The sequence below is a fragment of the Staphylococcus simulans genome, from assembly GCF_047037175.1.
Classification (GTDB): domain Bacteria; phylum Bacillota; class Bacilli; order Staphylococcales; family Staphylococcaceae; genus Staphylococcus; species Staphylococcus simulans_C.
The window spans coordinates 110,836-127,119 of sequence record NZ_CP178241.1 but is presented as its reverse complement, the minus strand read 5'-3'; the positions used below and the strand labels follow the sequence as shown (position 1 = coordinate 127,119).

Sequence of the window (16,284 nt, the reverse complement as noted above, 5' to 3'; positions counted from 1 at the left end):
AGTCTATTTCTTTAGGAGGACAACATCAATGTTAAATAAAGTATGGTTCCGAACGGGGATCATGTTATTGATATTATTTCTATTAATCAAATTGATTATGGAAGTACATGTGATCTTTAAACCGCTGATTATTATTATTCAATCAGTTATCTTACCATTCATTTTAAGCGGGTTTTTATTTTATGTCTTTTTACCGCTTCAAAAATTCTTAGAAAAACATAAAGTGCCGCGTTGGGGCAGCATTTCAATTATCTTTGTGATATTAATCGGCTTGACCGCAACTGCGATTACAGTGGTTGCGCCATTAATCGCCAACCAAATCAATGGTTTGATTAAACAAGCCCCTCAACTTCAAAAAGAAGTTCAAGGAATCATACAATATACACTAGACCAAATGGACAAACTGCCAAGTGATGTGACAGATCGCATCAATAAAGTAGTAAAATCCTTCGGAGATAATGTGACAAGTATCCTATCCAACTCGATTTCAATTGTTTCTCAAATTATCTCTACATTGTTCTTATTAATTATGGTGCCATTCTTCTTAATTTACATGTTGAAAGACCATGAGAAGTTTATTCCTTCTGTGGCTAAGTTATTCAATGGCGACCGTAAAATCTTTGTGACTAACTTACTAAAAGATGTCAACTATACATTACAATCATACATCCAAGGACAAGTGACAGTCAGTGTTATTTTAGGTATTATTCTATACATCGGTTACACAATCATCGGTTTGGAATATACTTTATTACTTGTGTTATTCGCAGGTGTCGCAAACATGATTCCATTCTTAGGACCATGGATGTCCTTCTTACCTGCCGCAATTATCGGAATCATTCAAAGCCCAACCGCATTTATTTGGGTCTGTGTGGTAACTTTAGTTGCGCAACAATTAGAAGGAAATGTCATTACACCGAATGTCATGGGTAAATCACTTAACATTCACCCATTAACGATTATTATCGTAATCTTAGCTGCCGGTAATTTAGGTGGATTTGTCTTAATTTTAGTTGCAGTGCCATTATACGCTGTGATTAAAACCATCGTTCGTAATATCTTTATTTACCGTCAAGCCATTATGCGAAAAGCACAAAGTGAAGTTAAAGATTAATTCGTATTATAAAAGCGTTCAGCTTCCATTCTATAGGAAGTTGAACGCTTTTTGTATACATGAATTGTTCTATTAACTTATGCGTGATCTGCACGTATTGCTTTTCTGCCGCGCAATGGCATGTTTTTAAGTGATAACATCATCACAAGCGAAATCATATAAAGACAAGCAAGGAAAATCATCGTTGTACTCATACCATAATGATCCATTAAATAACCAATCGCAATCGGCGATAAACCGCCTAATGCACGGCCAATGTTAAAGACCACATTGTTAGCTGTACTGCGGATATGAGTTGGATAATAACTGCTGATGACTGCCCCATAACCCGCAAACATGCCGTTAACGAAGAAACCGACAAACGCACCGCCTATCAGTAATGCGACAGCACTTTGCGCAAAAACATATATAAAGACTGATGCGGCTGAAGCGATAAGGAAAATCGTATAAGAAAGTTTAGCCCCAAAACGATCTAAAATTTGTCCGAATGCAAACATACCTAGACTCATACCGACAATCGTGCTAATCGTCCATAGTGATGAGTTAGATACACTCAACCCATGCTGCTTTTGAAGGATTGATGGTAACCAGTTCATTAATCCAAAGTAACCAGCGACTTGCACACTCGACATAATCGTTAATGCGATGGTTGTGTGTGCCATATGTTTGGTATTAAACAGTAAACCGATAGGTGAATGCTCTTTCTTTTCTAACGTACGATTAGCTTTCGTCTGTTTCCATGATTCTGTTTCATCTAAATTACGACGGATGTAGAATGCTAAAATAACAGGTATTACACCAATGATAAAGAGTGCGCGCCAACCGAGATGCGGTAAAATTGCTGCTGCTAATAATGCCGCAATCAATGCACCGATTTGACCTCCTATCGCAACCACTGAAGAAACACGTCCTAAGTGCTGTTTCTTGAAGACTTCTGCCACTAACGCCATTCCGATACCGAATTCTCCACCGCCGCCCATGCCGGCGATAAAGCGTAAAATATAAACCATATAAATATTAGAAGAAACGGACAATAATGCCGTTGCTATCGCAAAGATAAAAATGGTGTATGTAAAAATACGAATACGGCCATATTTATCGGCAAGTACTCCGAAGATAATACCTCCAAATAACATGCCGAAATTGGTAATTGAAGCGATTAATCCTGCTTCTGCAGAACTAATATGGAATTCATTAATGATACTAGATAGCGCAAAAGCTAAAAACATAATATCCATATTCTCTAAGCCGAACCCAAGCATAGAAGAAGCCAAAATCTTATTTGAATAAGATTTATCTTGTTGATGAATTTTTTCTGTCACTCTGTCCACCCACTTTTGTATTTTTTATTCCCGTAACTATCATACACTTCATTGAGAGAATTGAATAGACACAAAAAAGCGTACTATTTTAATATCAAATTAAAATAGTACGCGCTACTGAATATGATTATTTAATTACGTGGAAACCAGCGTCAACATGAATGTTTTCGCCTGTTACACCACTTGCTAAATCACTTAATAAGAAAGCGGCTGTTTTACCGACTTCTTCTTTATCTACATTACGTTTTAATGGTGCACGTTCTTCAACTTCTTTTAAGATTGTGTTGAAGCCGCCGACACCTTTTGCACTTAATGTACGGATAGGACCTGCTGAAACAGCGTTAACTCGGATGTTGTCTTGACCTAAGTCTAATGCTAAGTAACGCACGTTCGCTTCTAAGCTGGCTTTCGCAACACCCATCACGTTGTAGTTAGGAACTGCGTATTCTCCGCCTAAATATGTTGTTGTAACGATGCTGCCGCCTTCAGGCATTAATTTTTTCGCTTCTCTTGAAACGATTGTTAATGAATAAGAACTGATGTCTTGTGCAAGTAAGAAACCTTCTCTTGAAGTATCAGAGAAGCGTCCGCGTAAGTCTTCAACATTCGCAAATGCGATAGAATGGAAGACACCATCAATATGGCCGACATCTTCACCGATTTTTTTGAAACCTTCAATCACTTCTTCATCACTTTGAACATCAATTTGGTAAGTAAGATGCTCTTTTTGATTTAATTGATCTACGAGTTTATCTAATTCTTTCTTACTGCGTTCTTTACGGTATGTAAAGACAAGTTTTGCTCCTAATTCATCTAATACTTGGGCTACCCCGAAAGCAATACTGCGTTTATTCGCAATTCCCATAATAACGTATGTTTTTCCTTCTAAACTAAACATGAAAACGCTCCTTTTACTCAATTAATGATTCAAATTTTGATTATTAGTATTATAACATTTTTTATTCTATTAGACTTGTTTCAGCCATTAAAGCACAAGAGGGTGCTATAGAAATGGAAAAAACGAAAGCCTAACAATACATTAGACTTTCGCTTTCCCTTAAATTGAACCCAGTGAATAATATTCTAACTCACGTTTTAATTCGTCTACATATTCTTTCGAACCTGTCACAATCAAACGGTCACCGTAACGTAACATCGTATCACCATGCGGTACAATCGATTCATTATCACGCACAATACGTACGAAGATAATGTCGCCATCGAATGGGAAGTTACGTAATTGAATATTGTCGAATTTATAGTTAAGCATTTGAATTTCATATAATGAAGTTTCAACATTACTTAACAAGTTCAACATGTTCGGTGTTTCAATTAAACCTGTCAGTAAAATCTTATTACTTAAGAAACTACTGAAGATTTCAACGCCAGATTGACGTAATTCTGCTTCAGTTTCTCCGCCCTCTTCAAAGCGGCAGATAACACGGCCGACCCCATGGTCTTTGGCCATTTGTGCAACTTTATAGTTTAATTCGTCTTCATTGGTTGAACACACTACAATATCACTATCAAAGAGTCCAAGTTTTTCAAGTACTGCTTCATCATAGTCTGCAATTTCAACTGTCGTAATATCATTAGAGAGATTACGTTTATCACTTAAATCTTTACGATAATACAACGTAATCGCGTATAAATCAGACATTAAGTTCTGCGCAATTGGAATCGTTAATTGGTTTTTACCAATCAGACTGACATTAATACGACGTGTCGCTTCAGTCGGCATTGGGAAAGTCTTCTTAAAGACAATCGGTACGAATACACACGTGATGACCGCACTTAAAATTAAGATTCCAGAGATTTCTGGTGAAATCGTATTCAACTGTTCTGCGATTTTAGCTGCTGCGATTACTAACGATAAGGTAGACGTCAGTAAAAAGGCAGAAGACAATGTGGTTTTCTGATCAAACCATGGTCTAATCGCATAAACTGGAATAATCTTAGAAATTAAGAATGCGATAATCAATACTGGAATAATAACTAAAATAGATGGTTCTTTAATCAGTGACGGGATATTTAAATCCACACCTACCATGATAAAGAAGATAGGAATAAAGAAACCATAACCAAATGAGTCCAGTTTTTCTACCATATCTTCATCAGGACCTAACAGTGATACAATCACACCAGCTAAGAAGGCCCCTAAGATATTTTCAGCACCTACCCCTTCTGCCAATGCGACTAATAAGATAATTAACGCAAAGACCGCACGAATACCGATTTGCGTTGTACCGTCCATTAACTTTTGAAGGAATTGTGCTTTTTTGAAGATACCGCCAAGGAAATAGAAAATAATGGTAAAGACGATTAAAATCGAAATCAACCATAATGTTCCGCCGCCTTTAGCGTTAATTGCCCCATAAACCGTTAATAAAATCATTGTGACCAAGTCAGCTAAAACGGCTGTTAACAAGATAAACTGTCCAATCGTTGTACGCATGATATTCATTTCTTTTAATGTTGGTACAACCACACCTAATGAGATAGTTGAAATAATGATGACCATTAATAACACGTCATCAATCAAACCAAACCATTTAAATGCATACGCTAAAATGATTGAAACAATCATGATCAGTGAAAAAACGTATAAAGAAAGCTGTAAGTGACTTGGTGCTTTCTTTTTGTTTTTGGATTTCTCAGGTGCATTTTTATCGCCTTTAAACGCATTGAAATCAATTTCTAAACCACTTAAAAACATTAAGAAAATAAAACCTAGTGTAGATAAAATATTCAAGATGTTGTCTCGTTCTACTAAATGGAAACCGGATTGTCCAATAATCAATCCCATTAAAATTTCCGCAACAACAACAGGTAGAAAATTGATATTAAGTCTGTTGACAATAATCGGCGTTAAAAACGCTGCCATGACAACAATGACGAGTGATACAAATTCCATGTGTCCCTCCTTAAGTGAGATATGACATAAATGATGTAGCTAATCCAAAGTAAATTAACATACTAATAATATCATTAATTGTAGTAATAAATGGTCCGCTAGCTACAGCAGGGTCGATATTTAGTTTCGTCATTATCAATGGAATGATTGAACCCATCATTGTACCGACTGTCATCGCAATTGTTAAACTGCCGCCGACAATCAGTGCTAATAACGGTGTACCATATAAAATCACAATAATGGTAAAGAGTACCGTAGCACAAACTAAACCAGATACAAAGCCAGAGCCCGCTTCTTTAAGCGTGATTTTAAACTTGCTTTGATTTTCAATCTCGCCAGTCGTAATATTACGTACAGACACCGCTAGGGATTGTGTCCCTGAGTTACCAGACATCCCGCTGATAATTGGAATAAAGGCCGCAAGTAAAGCGACTTTTTCTAAAGTTTCTTCGAATGACCCTAATATAGTTGCAGTTATCATACCTAAAAACGTCAAAATGAGCAACCAAGGCAGACGTTTTTTAGCTGTTTTGAAAATAGAATCGTCTGTTGCGTCAATATCAGAGACACCAGCTAAACCAGAGTAGTCTTCTAATGCCTCTTCATCGATAACATCAACGATATCATCGATTGTAATGATACCCAATAAATGGTCTTGATAATCAACAACCGGCATAGCGATAAAGTCATAGTCACGCATTCTTTGCGCAACATCTTCTTGGTCATCTGCAACATTGACACTGACCACACGATTACTCATAATTTCTTCAATATAAGCATCGTTTTCTGCGACGATTAAATCACGCAGCGATAAGACACCTACGAGATGTTTGTCGTCATCCACAGCAAAGATCACGTAAATCGTCTCCGCATCAGGTGCTTGTTCTTTAACTAACATCAACGCTTCTTTAACAGGTGTGGTTGTCTTTAAAGAAATATACTCGGTCGTCATGATACCGCCGGCAGTATCTTCTTCATAGTGCAGCAAGGCTTTAATTTCTTTTGCGTCTTGCTTATCCATTAACGCTAATAAAGTCGCAATTTTACTTTTAGTCAAATGACTCATGATATCAACGGCATTGTCATAAGACATATCTTCTAAAATATGCGCCGCATAACTTGCTTTCATTTGTTCAAAGAGTTCATCATATTCGTCATCATCTAATTCCAGTTGATCGAAAAAACTCGCAACTTCTTTAGGAGATAACAGATGATACATTTTTTGTCTGATATCATCATCGCTGTCTTCGAAGTATTCACTTTGTTCATACGTATGCATCGATAAGAATTCGTCTCTAAATGCATCGATATCATTATTTATTAATAGCTGATCTAACAAGTCTTTATTATAGACTTCATGATCGTCTACAAATTTATCGTCTTCTTTTGCCATGTTGGCCTCCTCCTTACTTCTTATCTCTCTCTACAAAGCTGTTGAAAAAGGTCCTCAAGTGCTGTTTGCCTTACTTTATCTTTTAATATAACCAGTTGTTCTGTCACAGGGTGCTTAAACTTTAAATCTGTGCACACGAGCGCTTGTCCCTGTATGGCTGGATGCGCACCACCATATAAACTGTCGCCGACAAGCGGATGGCCAATATGTTGAAAATGCACTCGAATCTGATGGGTTCGTCCTGTGTGCAGCTGTACGCGGCTCAGCGTATACTGTCTACACGTTGAAATCGTTTCATAACTTGTTTTCGCATATTTACCAGTCTCACTGACTTGGCGTTCAATAATACTGTCAGAGGTACGTGCAATTGGCGCAATGATATCGCCTGATGCTTGTAACTCACCAAAACAAATGCATTGGTATATTTTCTCCATTTTTACATCAGACATTCTATGATGAAAATGTCCGTGTTTAGAGAACAAAACAATACCGCTCGTATTGCGATCGAGTCGCGTCACAATATGCGGTACAATCACCGTTTGATTTTCACTTGGATTCAAATAAGCTAATGCTTGTTCAATTAAACTTTCATGCGGATGTTCTCTAGATGGCGCACAATTTTGGTGCGGCGGTTTAGACACGGCCAAATAATACGCATCTTCATATAAGATATCTAACGGTCTCGTATCATAGATTAAATTTTGACTTGGTATTTCATCAGGCAGTACCACTTCCAATGTATCGCCCTTTGTCATGTGCTTACGTACGGTTACAGGCTCCTTATTAACAAGTAAAGCGCCATTTTGTTTAATGGCACTTATCATTTTCTTTGAATAAAATTGTTTTTGTAAAAACGTTCTTAATAAGACTGGTGCTTCAATTAAGTATTGAAATTTCATTTGTCTCTGCCGTCAGAAATAAATGAATCATGCACGCGTTTCCAGAATGGGAAGGGTCTAAAGCGTGCAAAACGCACACGTTGTTTAGCCACGCGATATTCAATACTTTCGACATTGTAATGTTTCGTAGTCACGTGGTCGATAGATGTCATAATCACACGTTGATCTACCGGTGTTATCAGACAATAATGGTGTTCAGGCAATACAATCGGTGAGCCTACTGTACGGAACACACGATTATTAATCGAAGCAATTTCAGTCAATTGAATTGCGCGCAATGAAGGATGGATCAAAGCGCCGCCAAGCGCTTTGTTGTAGGCTGTGGAGCCTGATGGTGTGGAAATACATAAACCATCCCCTCTAAATCTTTCAAAATGTTGTCCGCGCAAGTTAACATCTGCCACAAGTGTGGTATTATCTTCTGTCTTCATCGTCGCTTCATTCAAAGCAATATGATGTGAAGGTTCTTTCTCATCATTATAACGTACGATAATATCAATAAGAGGATATTGAATGACTTCATAATCTCCATCCGCAATTTCTTCTATTAACTTATCTACTTCATGCGGCAGCCAGTCTGCATAAAATCCTAAATGTCCTGTATGTACACCGACAAATGCAGTTTCACTCACGCGATGACAATATTGATGGAATGCCTCTAATAACGTTCCATCGCCGCCGACAGAAATAACGATTTCAGGTTCTTCGACATCTTTAATCATATTCGTCGCATTCATTTGTGCTTCCATAGTTTCTTTGATGCTGTTTGATTTGTGGTCTCCTTTAGACACGATATTATAACGCATAAAGCACCTCACTCTTGATTATGTTTTTTCGCACGCTTTTTAGAATAATAACGTTGTGCTTCTTGTATTTCATCTTTAATTTCAGACATCTCTTCATCTAGTGAAAAGGCAGCTTCTGCCGCATTTTCTAAACGTTTTTGAATTTCAGGAGGATAGTCTCCGTCGTATTTATAACGTAACGTATGTTCAATCGTCGCCCAAAAATTCATTGCTAATGTTCTGATTTGAATTTCAGCTAAGATTGCACGCTGCCCATCCAACGTTTCAATCGGATACTGAATAATGACATGATATGAACGATAGCCGCTTTCCTTCGTATTGTTGATATAATCTCTTTCTTCAATAACTTTGAAGTCTTTACGTTGTCTCAGCAGATTGACAACCACAGGGATGTCATCTACAAATTGGCACATAATACGTAATCCCGCAACATCATACATTTCTTCATGGAGACGATCGAACGAGATATTACGTTCTGTCGCTTTTTCAATAATACTTGTCAACGGTTTCACACGGCCCGTCACAAATTCGATTGGCGACGCATCTGCTTCTAAATCATAACTTTTACGCAAACCTCTTAGTTTTACTTTAAGTTCTTCAACCGCTTGTCTATAAGGTGCTAAAAATCGATCCCATTGATTCATTGCGTTTCACTCCGCTTCACTCTAACTCAAACGTTTTTTCGACTTCTGCCACAAAACCCTTACCGTAGTTTGAGTTCCCTTTGATATTGCTTAAAATATAGTCTAATTCTTGGTCAAACTGTTCTAGTTTTAAATCGTCATTAACATAAATTGCTTTCCCCTTATTTTCATGAAGCATCGACCAAGTCTCTTGCACAAAGATAAGATAGGAATAGGATTGTCCATCATCAAGGATATGAGCAAATCCGTAATTATCGCTATCTACCAGCATTTGCCCTGCTTCAGTCAACCCTTCTGTCGATTTATCTGTATAGCAATAAATGCCATCATCTTTTACTTTTATTTCGTTCACATAAATACGCATAACCTAAATCCTCCTTGTGTTATTCCTACTTATTTTAACATATGTACATCACTCATTACACAACCTAAATGCTTTGTCTTAATGCGCATAATTTGAAATACTTTCAAATACATTTCAAATCGTCCATAATATATAGTCACAGAGGTGAACCCATGACTATTAATCAAGAAATCGAATATAAACAACTATTGACACACGCGCAATACGAAGCATTAAGAAATAGATATTTTAATACATTGAAACCTTTTACGCAAAAAAACCATTATATTGATACACCAGACTTTGCTTTGGCGGAACATTTAATAGCGCTGAGAATTCGAGAAATCGATGATACGTATGAAATGACATTAAAAGTACCTGCAAAAGTAGGTTTAACTGAATATAATCACGAGACACACGTTGTGCCGAAACAAGACATGCATCTTAAACCTGAACAACTGCCAGATCCGATTCATGCAGTATTGCAAGAAACAGGCATAGATGACTCACAACTCTATGTATTAGGTGCATTAACGACACATCGTATGGAGACAGAAATTTCAGAAGGTCTATTGGTATTAGATCATAGTGAATATCTTGGAACAGAAGATTTCGAACTTGAGTTTGAAGTGGAACAACCAGAAGCAGGTTTGCAGAAATTTCAAGAAATCTTACAAGATTTCAATATTCAATCGTATATTCCGAAAAATAAAGTTGCTCGCTTTTTTGAAGCAAAAAACAAATAATCATTAAGCTCAATTCGGTAGCACTCAGTCAAAAGTCTTATTACTTTTAATTGTAAAAATTCATGTTATATTAGATATATATTAAAGAAACAGGGTGAGAAAATGGCTGCGACACCTTATGAAGTAATTGGCCAAGAACGTTTATATCGTATGATAGATTACTTTTATTCTCTTGTTGAACAAGATGATAGAATCAACCACCTCTTCCCTGGTGACTTTGCGGAAACCAGTCGAAAACAAAAACAATTTTTAACGCAGTTTCTTGGAGGTCCTGCACTATACACTGAAGAACATGGACATCCGATGTTAAGAATGAGACACATGGATTTTCGCATAACAACCTTTGAACGAGATGCCTGGTTAGAAAATATGAACAAAGCGATTCAACATGCAGAACTGCCTGCGGGTGTTGATGAATACCTATATGAAAGATTGCGATTGACCGCAAATCATATGGTTAATTCTGAAAATTAATTGTAGGTGAATGAGATGTCTGAAGAGTTAAAGTTAATATGTAATCATAGACAAGATGAAATGAACCTTTCACCTGTGAGCAAGATAGAAATTTATTCTTTCTTCGATCCATTTGATGAAGATTGTTTTAAACTATCTGCTATACTATCTAAATTAAGAGTTGAATATAAACAATATATCCGTATTCGTCATATATTAAACCCATCTTTACGAATACTGACAAAGTGCCAAGCGCAAAGTAGTTCTGAAAGCGATAATATCGCACTCGCATATAAAGCTGCTGAACTTCAAGGGCGCGCACGTGCAGAACGCTTTATACATTTAATGCAGAATGAAATTATACCGAAGCGTGATATTATCACTGAAAATATGATTGAAGCGTCTGCGAAGAATGCTGGTTTGGATTATGACGTATTCAAAGAAGATTTAAAGAGTGGCAAGCTCACTGAAAGTCTGAAAGTCGACTTGCATATTGCGAGAGAAATGGAAGTCGATCAAGCTCCTTCACTTGTCTTTTTCAATGAAGATGTAACTGAGGAAGGATTGAAAGTTGAAGGCCTCTATCCTTACCATATTTATACTTATATTATTAATGAATTAATGGGAACACCCATTGAAAAGGAATTGCCGCCTAAACTTGAAACATATATTCAAGAGCAGCAATTCGTTACACTAGAAGAGTTATTAACCATCTATGAATGGCCGAAAAAGCTACTACAAAAAGAATTAAAGAAACTCGCATTACAACAAAAAATCGAAAAATTAAGCAGTCCAGAAGGCGAATTCTGGAAAGCCAAATAAAGTATTAAATGAAACACTTGTCGCGATGACAAGTGTTTTTTATTTTATTTAAACTCGCGCAACTCCATCATATTCAATTGTTTTTATTTAATAAAATTATCAATTATCCTTATCGCGAATCAGATGTTGATAGTAATATCAAATACTTAAACATTATCCTATTTTTTTAATTATTTTGTGTTATATTAAAAACGAGATATTTCACAAATCAATTTTATTGAATGGAGGAATAGCTATTGAATACAGCAAAAACATTTTTCAAGTCTGTTACCATGTTGCTGCTCGCAGCAATTTTGGTCATCAGCGGTGCATTGTCATACGTTTTACATCAAGAGACAACTGCAAATGCTTCATCCGATTCACTTAAAATTAAAGTAGCTAATAACGATATACCCGGTCAAGCCAAACAAGAAGCAAAGCAACACTTCTCAAGTTATGCACAAACGCTTTCTCAAATTGATCGTTCCGGTAATAACGGTACATTTAAACTTGGCCACCCCTTTAAAATCTACAAATTTAACGGCCAAGAAGATGGCAACTACTACTACCCTGTAATGCAAGGTGAATCCATTAAGTATATCCTCACTGTAACGCCTAAACATGAAAATGACGTACACGCCAATAAACACAATGCCAACTATAGTGTACGTATTTCAAAATTCATTTCTGACGACTTAAATCAATATCGTCGAAACAATACCCCAATCACAATTTTCACCAATAAAGACGGTTACTACATCGAGCATGACAAACAATTAGATTTAGTTATGCAAACAAAATTACCAGATGATCAGTCAAAACCGTCAACACCAGCAGTTCCGAATTTAGAATTAAAACAAACGGTTAATGCGACACAAGCAGAAGCAACGCATGGCAGTGTTGCGACAAGATATGTCAACTTGCTGCCTCATTTCCAAATTCGCGAACAACAAGGCAACACTGGTTGGTGTGCAGGCTATACAATGGCCGCATTATTAAACGCGACAAAAAATACAAGCCATTATCGTGCACAAGATATTATGCATCAAATACATCCCGGCCTATCAGGCCAAGCATTCCAATTCACTGGTTTGACTGCGCAAGAAATGATTCAATTTGGTCGTACTCAAGATAAAAATCCTTTTTATTACAATGGTATGCCTAGTTTTAATGAGGTAGACCAATATACTAGTGATAATAAGGGTATAGCAATACTAGGAAAACAAATTGAATCGACTCAAGGTATGCATGCCGGACACGCAATGGCAGTTGTAGGCAACGCAATTACAGCTGATAACCAACAAGTCATTGTATTCTGGAATCCTTGGGATCGTGATTATTCACTACAACCAGCAGACAGTAACGTGATTCCTGTGTCTAATGGTGACCATTACCACTGGTACGGTTCTGTTGTTGGTTTCTAAAAAGGACGGATAGCTAATATGGAAACAACTAGTATTAATGTGAAATATCTCGACGTGTTATCTGATTCAGAAGAAACGCTGTTACAACATTTTCAAGGAGAGTGGCTTAGTCAAGACGATACGCTCTCTTTAGATATACGTATACTTTATTCAATCCCGAGCACATTAGAAGATGTCTATGAAATCAAATCAATGAGTACAACAGATGACGAAATTGCCCTAACGCCGACATCTGACGCTAATTTCGTTATTTGTTTAAAGAAAAAAGATTTACAACACATCAGCTACCAAGTGATCAATGCTGATCGTATGGGCAGTTCTCAGCCTTACATTTTAGAAAAAGGTTAATCCTTATCTAAAAACATCTCTCTACACCTATCACGCAATACAAAAGCGCCGGCAGTTTCATGGTGACCCCCACCATGACTGTCGGCGCTTCTTTATATAAATTTATAAAAACTTTAACATTCACTTCATTAAATTTAGGTATAAAAAAACGCCGTGTCTGAATACACGGCGCTAAACAAAGGGGATGGGAGAAATTTTTCACTTCAAACAAAGGGGTATGTTTGTTATGTGATTAATTTCATGGTCATAATATACCATGTGCCAAACCCTATTTCAAGACACTTAACCCATGAAAACGTTTTTGTCACAAACTTGTCATATTGTAAACGATTTCACATACTTTACGCTTTGATAAGTTTCTCGAATTCATCTAATTTTTGTTCAAACATTTTACATGCTTGTTCGATTGGCTCTGGTGTTGTCATATCTACACCTGCATTTTTTAAGATTTCAATCGGATAATTAGAGCTGCCTTTTTTCAAGAATTCATTAATATAACGTTCTACTGCTGGTTTACCTTCGTTCAAGATTTGGTAACTTAAACTTTGTGCTGCACTATAACCTGTCGCATATTGGTAAACATAGTAATTCATATAGAAGTGCGGAATACGTGACCATTCTTTACTGATATCATCATCTGTTTCAACAATGTCACCGAAGTATTCACGATTTAATTTCGCATATTCTTCATTCATACGATTTGCAGTTAATGGTTCCCCTGCTTCTTCAATTTGGTGAATTTTGTGTTCAAATTCCGCAAACATTGTTTGACGGAATAATGTAGCACGGAAACGTTCTAATTCTTGGTTCAACAATAATAAGCGACGTTCGTCATCTAAATGTTTTTCCATATAATCACTTAACAATGCTTCGTTTGTAGTAGACGCTACTTCTGCCACAAAGATTGAATAATCACTATGATTAGATGGTTGGAATTTTCTGCTGAAGTAACTGTGTGATGAATGACCGAATTCATGAATTAATGTGAATAAGTCTGAGATTGTATCTGACCAGTTCAATAAGATGAATGGATTCGTTAAATGTGCACCTGAAGAGTAACCGCCTGAACGTTTACCTTTGTTTTCATAAACGTCTACCCAACGGTTATTTAAACCTTCTTTGACTACATCTAAATACTCATCGCCCATTGGTTCTAATGCTTTTAACATCCATTCCACTGCTTCGTCATAAGGCATTTCAAATTTAATGTCTTTGACTAATGGCGTATATAAGTCATACATTTTCATATCATCTAAACCTAAGACATCTTTACGCAATTGTGTGTAACGATGTAATAATGGCAGATATTGATGTACTGTTTTTACTAAGTTATCATAAACTGCTTCAGGAATATGGTTGTTGCTTAATGCTTTTTCACGTGCAGTTTTATAGTTATGAGTACGTGCATTGAATACATGTTTTTTCACTTCACCTGTTAATGTCGCAGCTAATGTGTTGTTGTAAGCACCATATGCTTTATATAAGTTTCTGAATGCTGAACGGCGTAATTCACGATCATCTGATTCTAAATATTTAATGAATGTACCTTGTGTTAATGGATGTTTGTTTCCATCTTTATCGACCGCATCTTCAAATTCTAAATCAGCATTGCTGAACATACCATATACATTAGATGGTGTTGATAAAGCATCTTGTGCTTCTGTTAATAATTTTTCTTTATCTGCACTCAAGACATGCGGACGTTCTTCATTGATTAATTTTAAATCAAAGGCATAACGTTCTAAGTCTTTATTTTCATCAATGAACTTTTGAATTGTTTCTTCATCGATTTGTAAGATTTCAGGTACTAAGAAGCTCCAGCTAGAGCTTAATTTGATTGCTAATTGATGCGCGCGCGCTTCATAGCCTGTATATTTATCATTACCTGTATCTTGGTCTTGTTTTAAATGTGCATAGACATAGACCTTTTCAAGTTCAGTTTCAATTTTATCTTCCAAAGCTAACGCTTCATAAAGTGTTTCAGCATTGTCAGCTAAATGCCCCTTAAACTTTTCTTCAGCACCTAAATAACTTTCTACTTCTTTAAATGCTGCTTCGAATGCTTCGTCGCTTTCAAAGATTGTTGTCAGATCCCAAGTATACTCAGGATATTTTTGTTCTTGTTGTTCTCTTGTTAATTGTTGACTCATAAAAAAAGCCTCCTCTAATGCTAGTGTCAATACTTTGATTTTCTCATTATTTCGTTTATTTTGCACGTCATTACATCTACAACTTGTATTTAAGAAAGTAGACAAATTTAAAAATAAATCGTTTCTTAAAATGCTTTGCAATTATTTCCGGGGAAATAGAAAAAACCTGCCCTTATCGGACAGGTTTCATCAAATCAATTTATCTTATGCTTCAGTCGTATCATTAAAGAAACGACGAACTTGTGCAGTTACATTATGACTCATAATGATTTTACCGTAGTCATTTAAATATACTTCAGAATGATCACTAGGCATTGCGAATTCTAACAATTGACTGTAGAAATCATTGATAGTTTCTTCTACTACGCTGTCATCAAAATGAATCGCATAATAATATTCATTATTCAACATATATAATAAATCTTCAAAGTCTTCAGTTGGTTGATTATGATGATGTGCATAATCAATGACAGATTCTAAATCTTCAAATTTAACAATAACTAAACGTCCATGTGTGCGACGTGGTTGTTGGAAACGATCTCTTGCTTGAGAGCGATTTGAACGTGATTGTTGTTTTTGTTCAGCTTCTTCATGTTCTTCTTCGAAAGTCTGTTCAAGCAATTCATTTAATTGACGATCGAATTCACTGTTCATACTATCATCATTTAAATTCATCATTTCTTCGTTTTTAGATTTAGAAATAGTGACTTCCACACCTTTTTCAAAAGCATGTACTTGAATCCATAATGGACCTTCAACTACAAAGTCTTCTTCTTCATTAATTTCTTCCATCATTGACCAGAAGAATTCTTCTCCTCGTTGACGGTTTGTCCATAAGTCTTCTCTTTTGAAACCTCTTGCTTCAATGTCACCATACGTTATGAAAAGTTTAACAGTTGTATCATCTACGCGCTCTATTCTCATATC

General features: G+C 36.3%; 16 protein-coding genes. 6 read left to right on the top strand and 10 right to left on the bottom strand.

Features of this window, described 5'->3' with window-relative positions:
• The first annotated feature begins 28 nt into the window (after positions 1–28).
• Complete coding sequence (cozEa, locus tag ACFCT9_RS00525) at positions 29–1,114, top strand: lipoteichoic acid biosynthesis protein CozEa (RefSeq protein ID WP_412519946.1); 1,086 nt, start codon at positions 29–31, stop codon at positions 1,112–1,114.
• 77 nt (positions 1,115–1,191) lie between these two features.
• On the opposite strand, the gene ACFCT9_RS00520 is transcribed toward cozEa, so the two are convergent.
• The 8 genes from ACFCT9_RS00520 to ACFCT9_RS00485 form a co-directional block, all read right to left on the bottom strand.
• A complete protein-coding gene (locus ACFCT9_RS00520; RefSeq protein ID WP_412519944.1) occupies positions 1,192–2,436 on the bottom strand; it encodes an MFS transporter in 1,245 nt (414 codons plus the stop codon).
• 127 nt (positions 2,437–2,563) lie between these two features.
• On the bottom strand, positions 2,564–3,334 hold the full coding sequence (fabI, locus tag ACFCT9_RS00515) for an enoyl-ACP reductase FabI (protein WP_412519942.1): 771 nt from the start codon (positions 3,332–3,334) through the stop codon (positions 2,564–2,566).
• 159 nt (positions 3,335–3,493) lie between these two features.
• Positions 3,494–5,350 carry a cation:proton antiporter gene (locus tag ACFCT9_RS00510; protein WP_412519940.1) on the bottom strand — a complete coding sequence of 619 codons (1,857 nt, stop codon included), beginning with the start codon at positions 5,348–5,350 and terminating at the stop codon, positions 3,494–3,496.
• A gap of 10 nt (positions 5,351–5,360) precedes the next feature.
• A complete protein-coding gene (gene mgtE / locus ACFCT9_RS00505; RefSeq protein ID WP_412519938.1) occupies positions 5,361–6,743 on the bottom strand; it encodes a magnesium transporter in 1,383 nt (460 codons plus the stop codon).
• A 20-nt stretch (positions 6,744–6,763) separates the two neighbouring features.
• A complete protein-coding gene (locus ACFCT9_RS00500) occupies positions 6,764–7,642 on the bottom strand; it encodes an RluA family pseudouridine synthase (protein WP_412519936.1) in 879 nt (292 codons plus the stop codon).
• Positions 7,639–8,448, bottom strand: coding sequence for an NAD kinase (locus ACFCT9_RS00495; protein ID WP_412519934.1), 810 nt, complete (start codon positions 8,446–8,448; stop codon positions 7,639–7,641). Before ACFCT9_RS00495 ends, ACFCT9_RS00500 begins: the two co-directional genes overlap by 4 nt.
• A gap of 8 nt (positions 8,449–8,456) precedes the next feature.
• Positions 8,457–9,092, bottom strand: coding sequence for a GTP pyrophosphokinase family protein (locus ACFCT9_RS00490; RefSeq protein WP_412519932.1), 636 nt, complete (start codon positions 9,090–9,092; stop codon positions 8,457–8,459).
• Between the two features lie 16 nt (positions 9,093–9,108).
• Entirely contained in the window at positions 9,109–9,456 is a 348-nt protein-coding gene (locus ACFCT9_RS00485; protein ID WP_412519930.1) for a hypothetical protein, read from the bottom strand.
• Positions 9,457–9,608: 152 nt separating this feature from the next.
• Between ACFCT9_RS00485 and ACFCT9_RS00480 the strand changes: the two genes are divergently transcribed.
• From ACFCT9_RS00480 to ACFCT9_RS00460, 5 genes are all read left to right on the top strand, one after another.
• Positions 9,609–10,181 (top strand): CYTH domain-containing protein, encoded by a 573-nt coding sequence (locus ACFCT9_RS00480; RefSeq protein ID WP_412519928.1) that lies wholly within the window; start codon positions 9,609–9,611, stop codon positions 10,179–10,181.
• Positions 10,182–10,283: 102 nt separating this feature from the next.
• Entirely contained in the window at positions 10,284–10,655 is a 372-nt protein-coding gene (locus tag ACFCT9_RS00475) for a truncated hemoglobin YjbI (protein WP_412519926.1), read from the top strand.
• A 15-nt stretch (positions 10,656–10,670) separates the two neighbouring features.
• A complete protein-coding gene (gene yjbH / locus ACFCT9_RS00470; protein WP_412519925.1) occupies positions 10,671–11,456 on the top strand; it encodes a protease adaptor protein YjbH in 786 nt (261 codons plus the stop codon).
• 236 nt (positions 11,457–11,692) lie between these two features.
• Entirely contained in the window at positions 11,693–12,859 is a 1,167-nt protein-coding gene (locus ACFCT9_RS00465; RefSeq protein WP_412519923.1) for a C47 family peptidase, read from the top strand.
• Between the two features lie 18 nt (positions 12,860–12,877).
• The gene (locus ACFCT9_RS00460; protein ID WP_412519921.1) at positions 12,878–13,207 is read left to right on the top strand and encodes a hypothetical protein; all 330 of its coding nucleotides are present in this window, start codon (positions 12,878–12,880) and stop codon (positions 13,205–13,207) included.
• 341 nt (positions 13,208–13,548) lie between these two features.
• On the opposite strand, the gene pepF is transcribed toward ACFCT9_RS00460, so the two are convergent.
• Both pepF and mecA read right to left on the bottom strand, forming a co-directional pair.
• Positions 13,549–15,357, bottom strand: a complete 1,809-nt coding sequence (gene pepF / locus ACFCT9_RS00455; RefSeq protein WP_412519919.1) for an oligoendopeptidase F — start codon at positions 15,355–15,357, stop codon at positions 13,549–13,551.
• Between the two features lie 204 nt (positions 15,358–15,561).
• On the bottom strand, positions 15,562–16,281 hold the full coding sequence (mecA, locus tag ACFCT9_RS00450) for an adaptor protein MecA (protein ID WP_412519918.1): 720 nt from the start codon (positions 16,279–16,281) through the stop codon (positions 15,562–15,564).
• Positions 16,282–16,284: the final 3 nt, after the last annotated feature.

Coding starts and splice junctions, on each gene's coding strand:
- ACFCT9_RS00490 (WP_412519932.1), bottom strand. CDS start 9,092: ATGAATCAATGGGATCGATTTTTAGCACCTTATAGACAAGCGGTTGAA.
- ACFCT9_RS00460 (WP_412519921.1), top strand. CDS start 12,878: ATGGAAACAACTAGTATTAATGTGAAATATCTCGACGTGTTATCTGAT.
- ACFCT9_RS00510 (WP_412519940.1), bottom strand. CDS start 5,350: ATGGAATTTGTATCACTCGTCATTGTTGTCATGGCAGCGTTTTTAACG.
- ACFCT9_RS00495 (WP_412519934.1), bottom strand. CDS start 8,448: ATGCGTTATAATATCGTGTCTAAAGGAGACCACAAATCAAACAGCATC.
- ACFCT9_RS00500 (WP_412519936.1), bottom strand. CDS start 7,642: ATGAAATTTCAATACTTAATTGAAGCACCAGTCTTATTAAGAACGTTT.
- ACFCT9_RS00485 (WP_412519930.1), bottom strand. CDS start 9,456: ATGCGTATTTATGTGAACGAAATAAAAGTAAAAGATGATGGCATTTAT.
- mgtE (WP_412519938.1), bottom strand. CDS start 6,743: ATGGCAAAAGAAGACGATAAATTTGTAGACGATCATGAAGTCTATAAT.
- cozEa (WP_412519946.1), top strand. CDS start 29: ATGTTAAATAAAGTATGGTTCCGAACGGGGATCATGTTATTGATATTA.
- ACFCT9_RS00475 (WP_412519926.1), top strand. CDS start 10,284: ATGGCTGCGACACCTTATGAAGTAATTGGCCAAGAACGTTTATATCGT.
- pepF (WP_412519919.1), bottom strand. CDS start 15,357: ATGAGTCAACAATTAACAAGAGAACAACAAGAACAAAAATATCCTGAG.
- mecA (WP_412519918.1), bottom strand. CDS start 16,281: ATGAGAATAGAGCGCGTAGATGATACAACTGTTAAACTTTTCATAACG.
- fabI (WP_412519942.1), bottom strand. CDS start 3,334: ATGTTTAGTTTAGAAGGAAAAACATACGTTATTATGGGAATTGCGAAT.
- yjbH (WP_412519925.1), top strand. CDS start 10,671: ATGTCTGAAGAGTTAAAGTTAATATGTAATCATAGACAAGATGAAATG.
- ACFCT9_RS00480 (WP_412519928.1), top strand. CDS start 9,609: ATGACTATTAATCAAGAAATCGAATATAAACAACTATTGACACACGCG.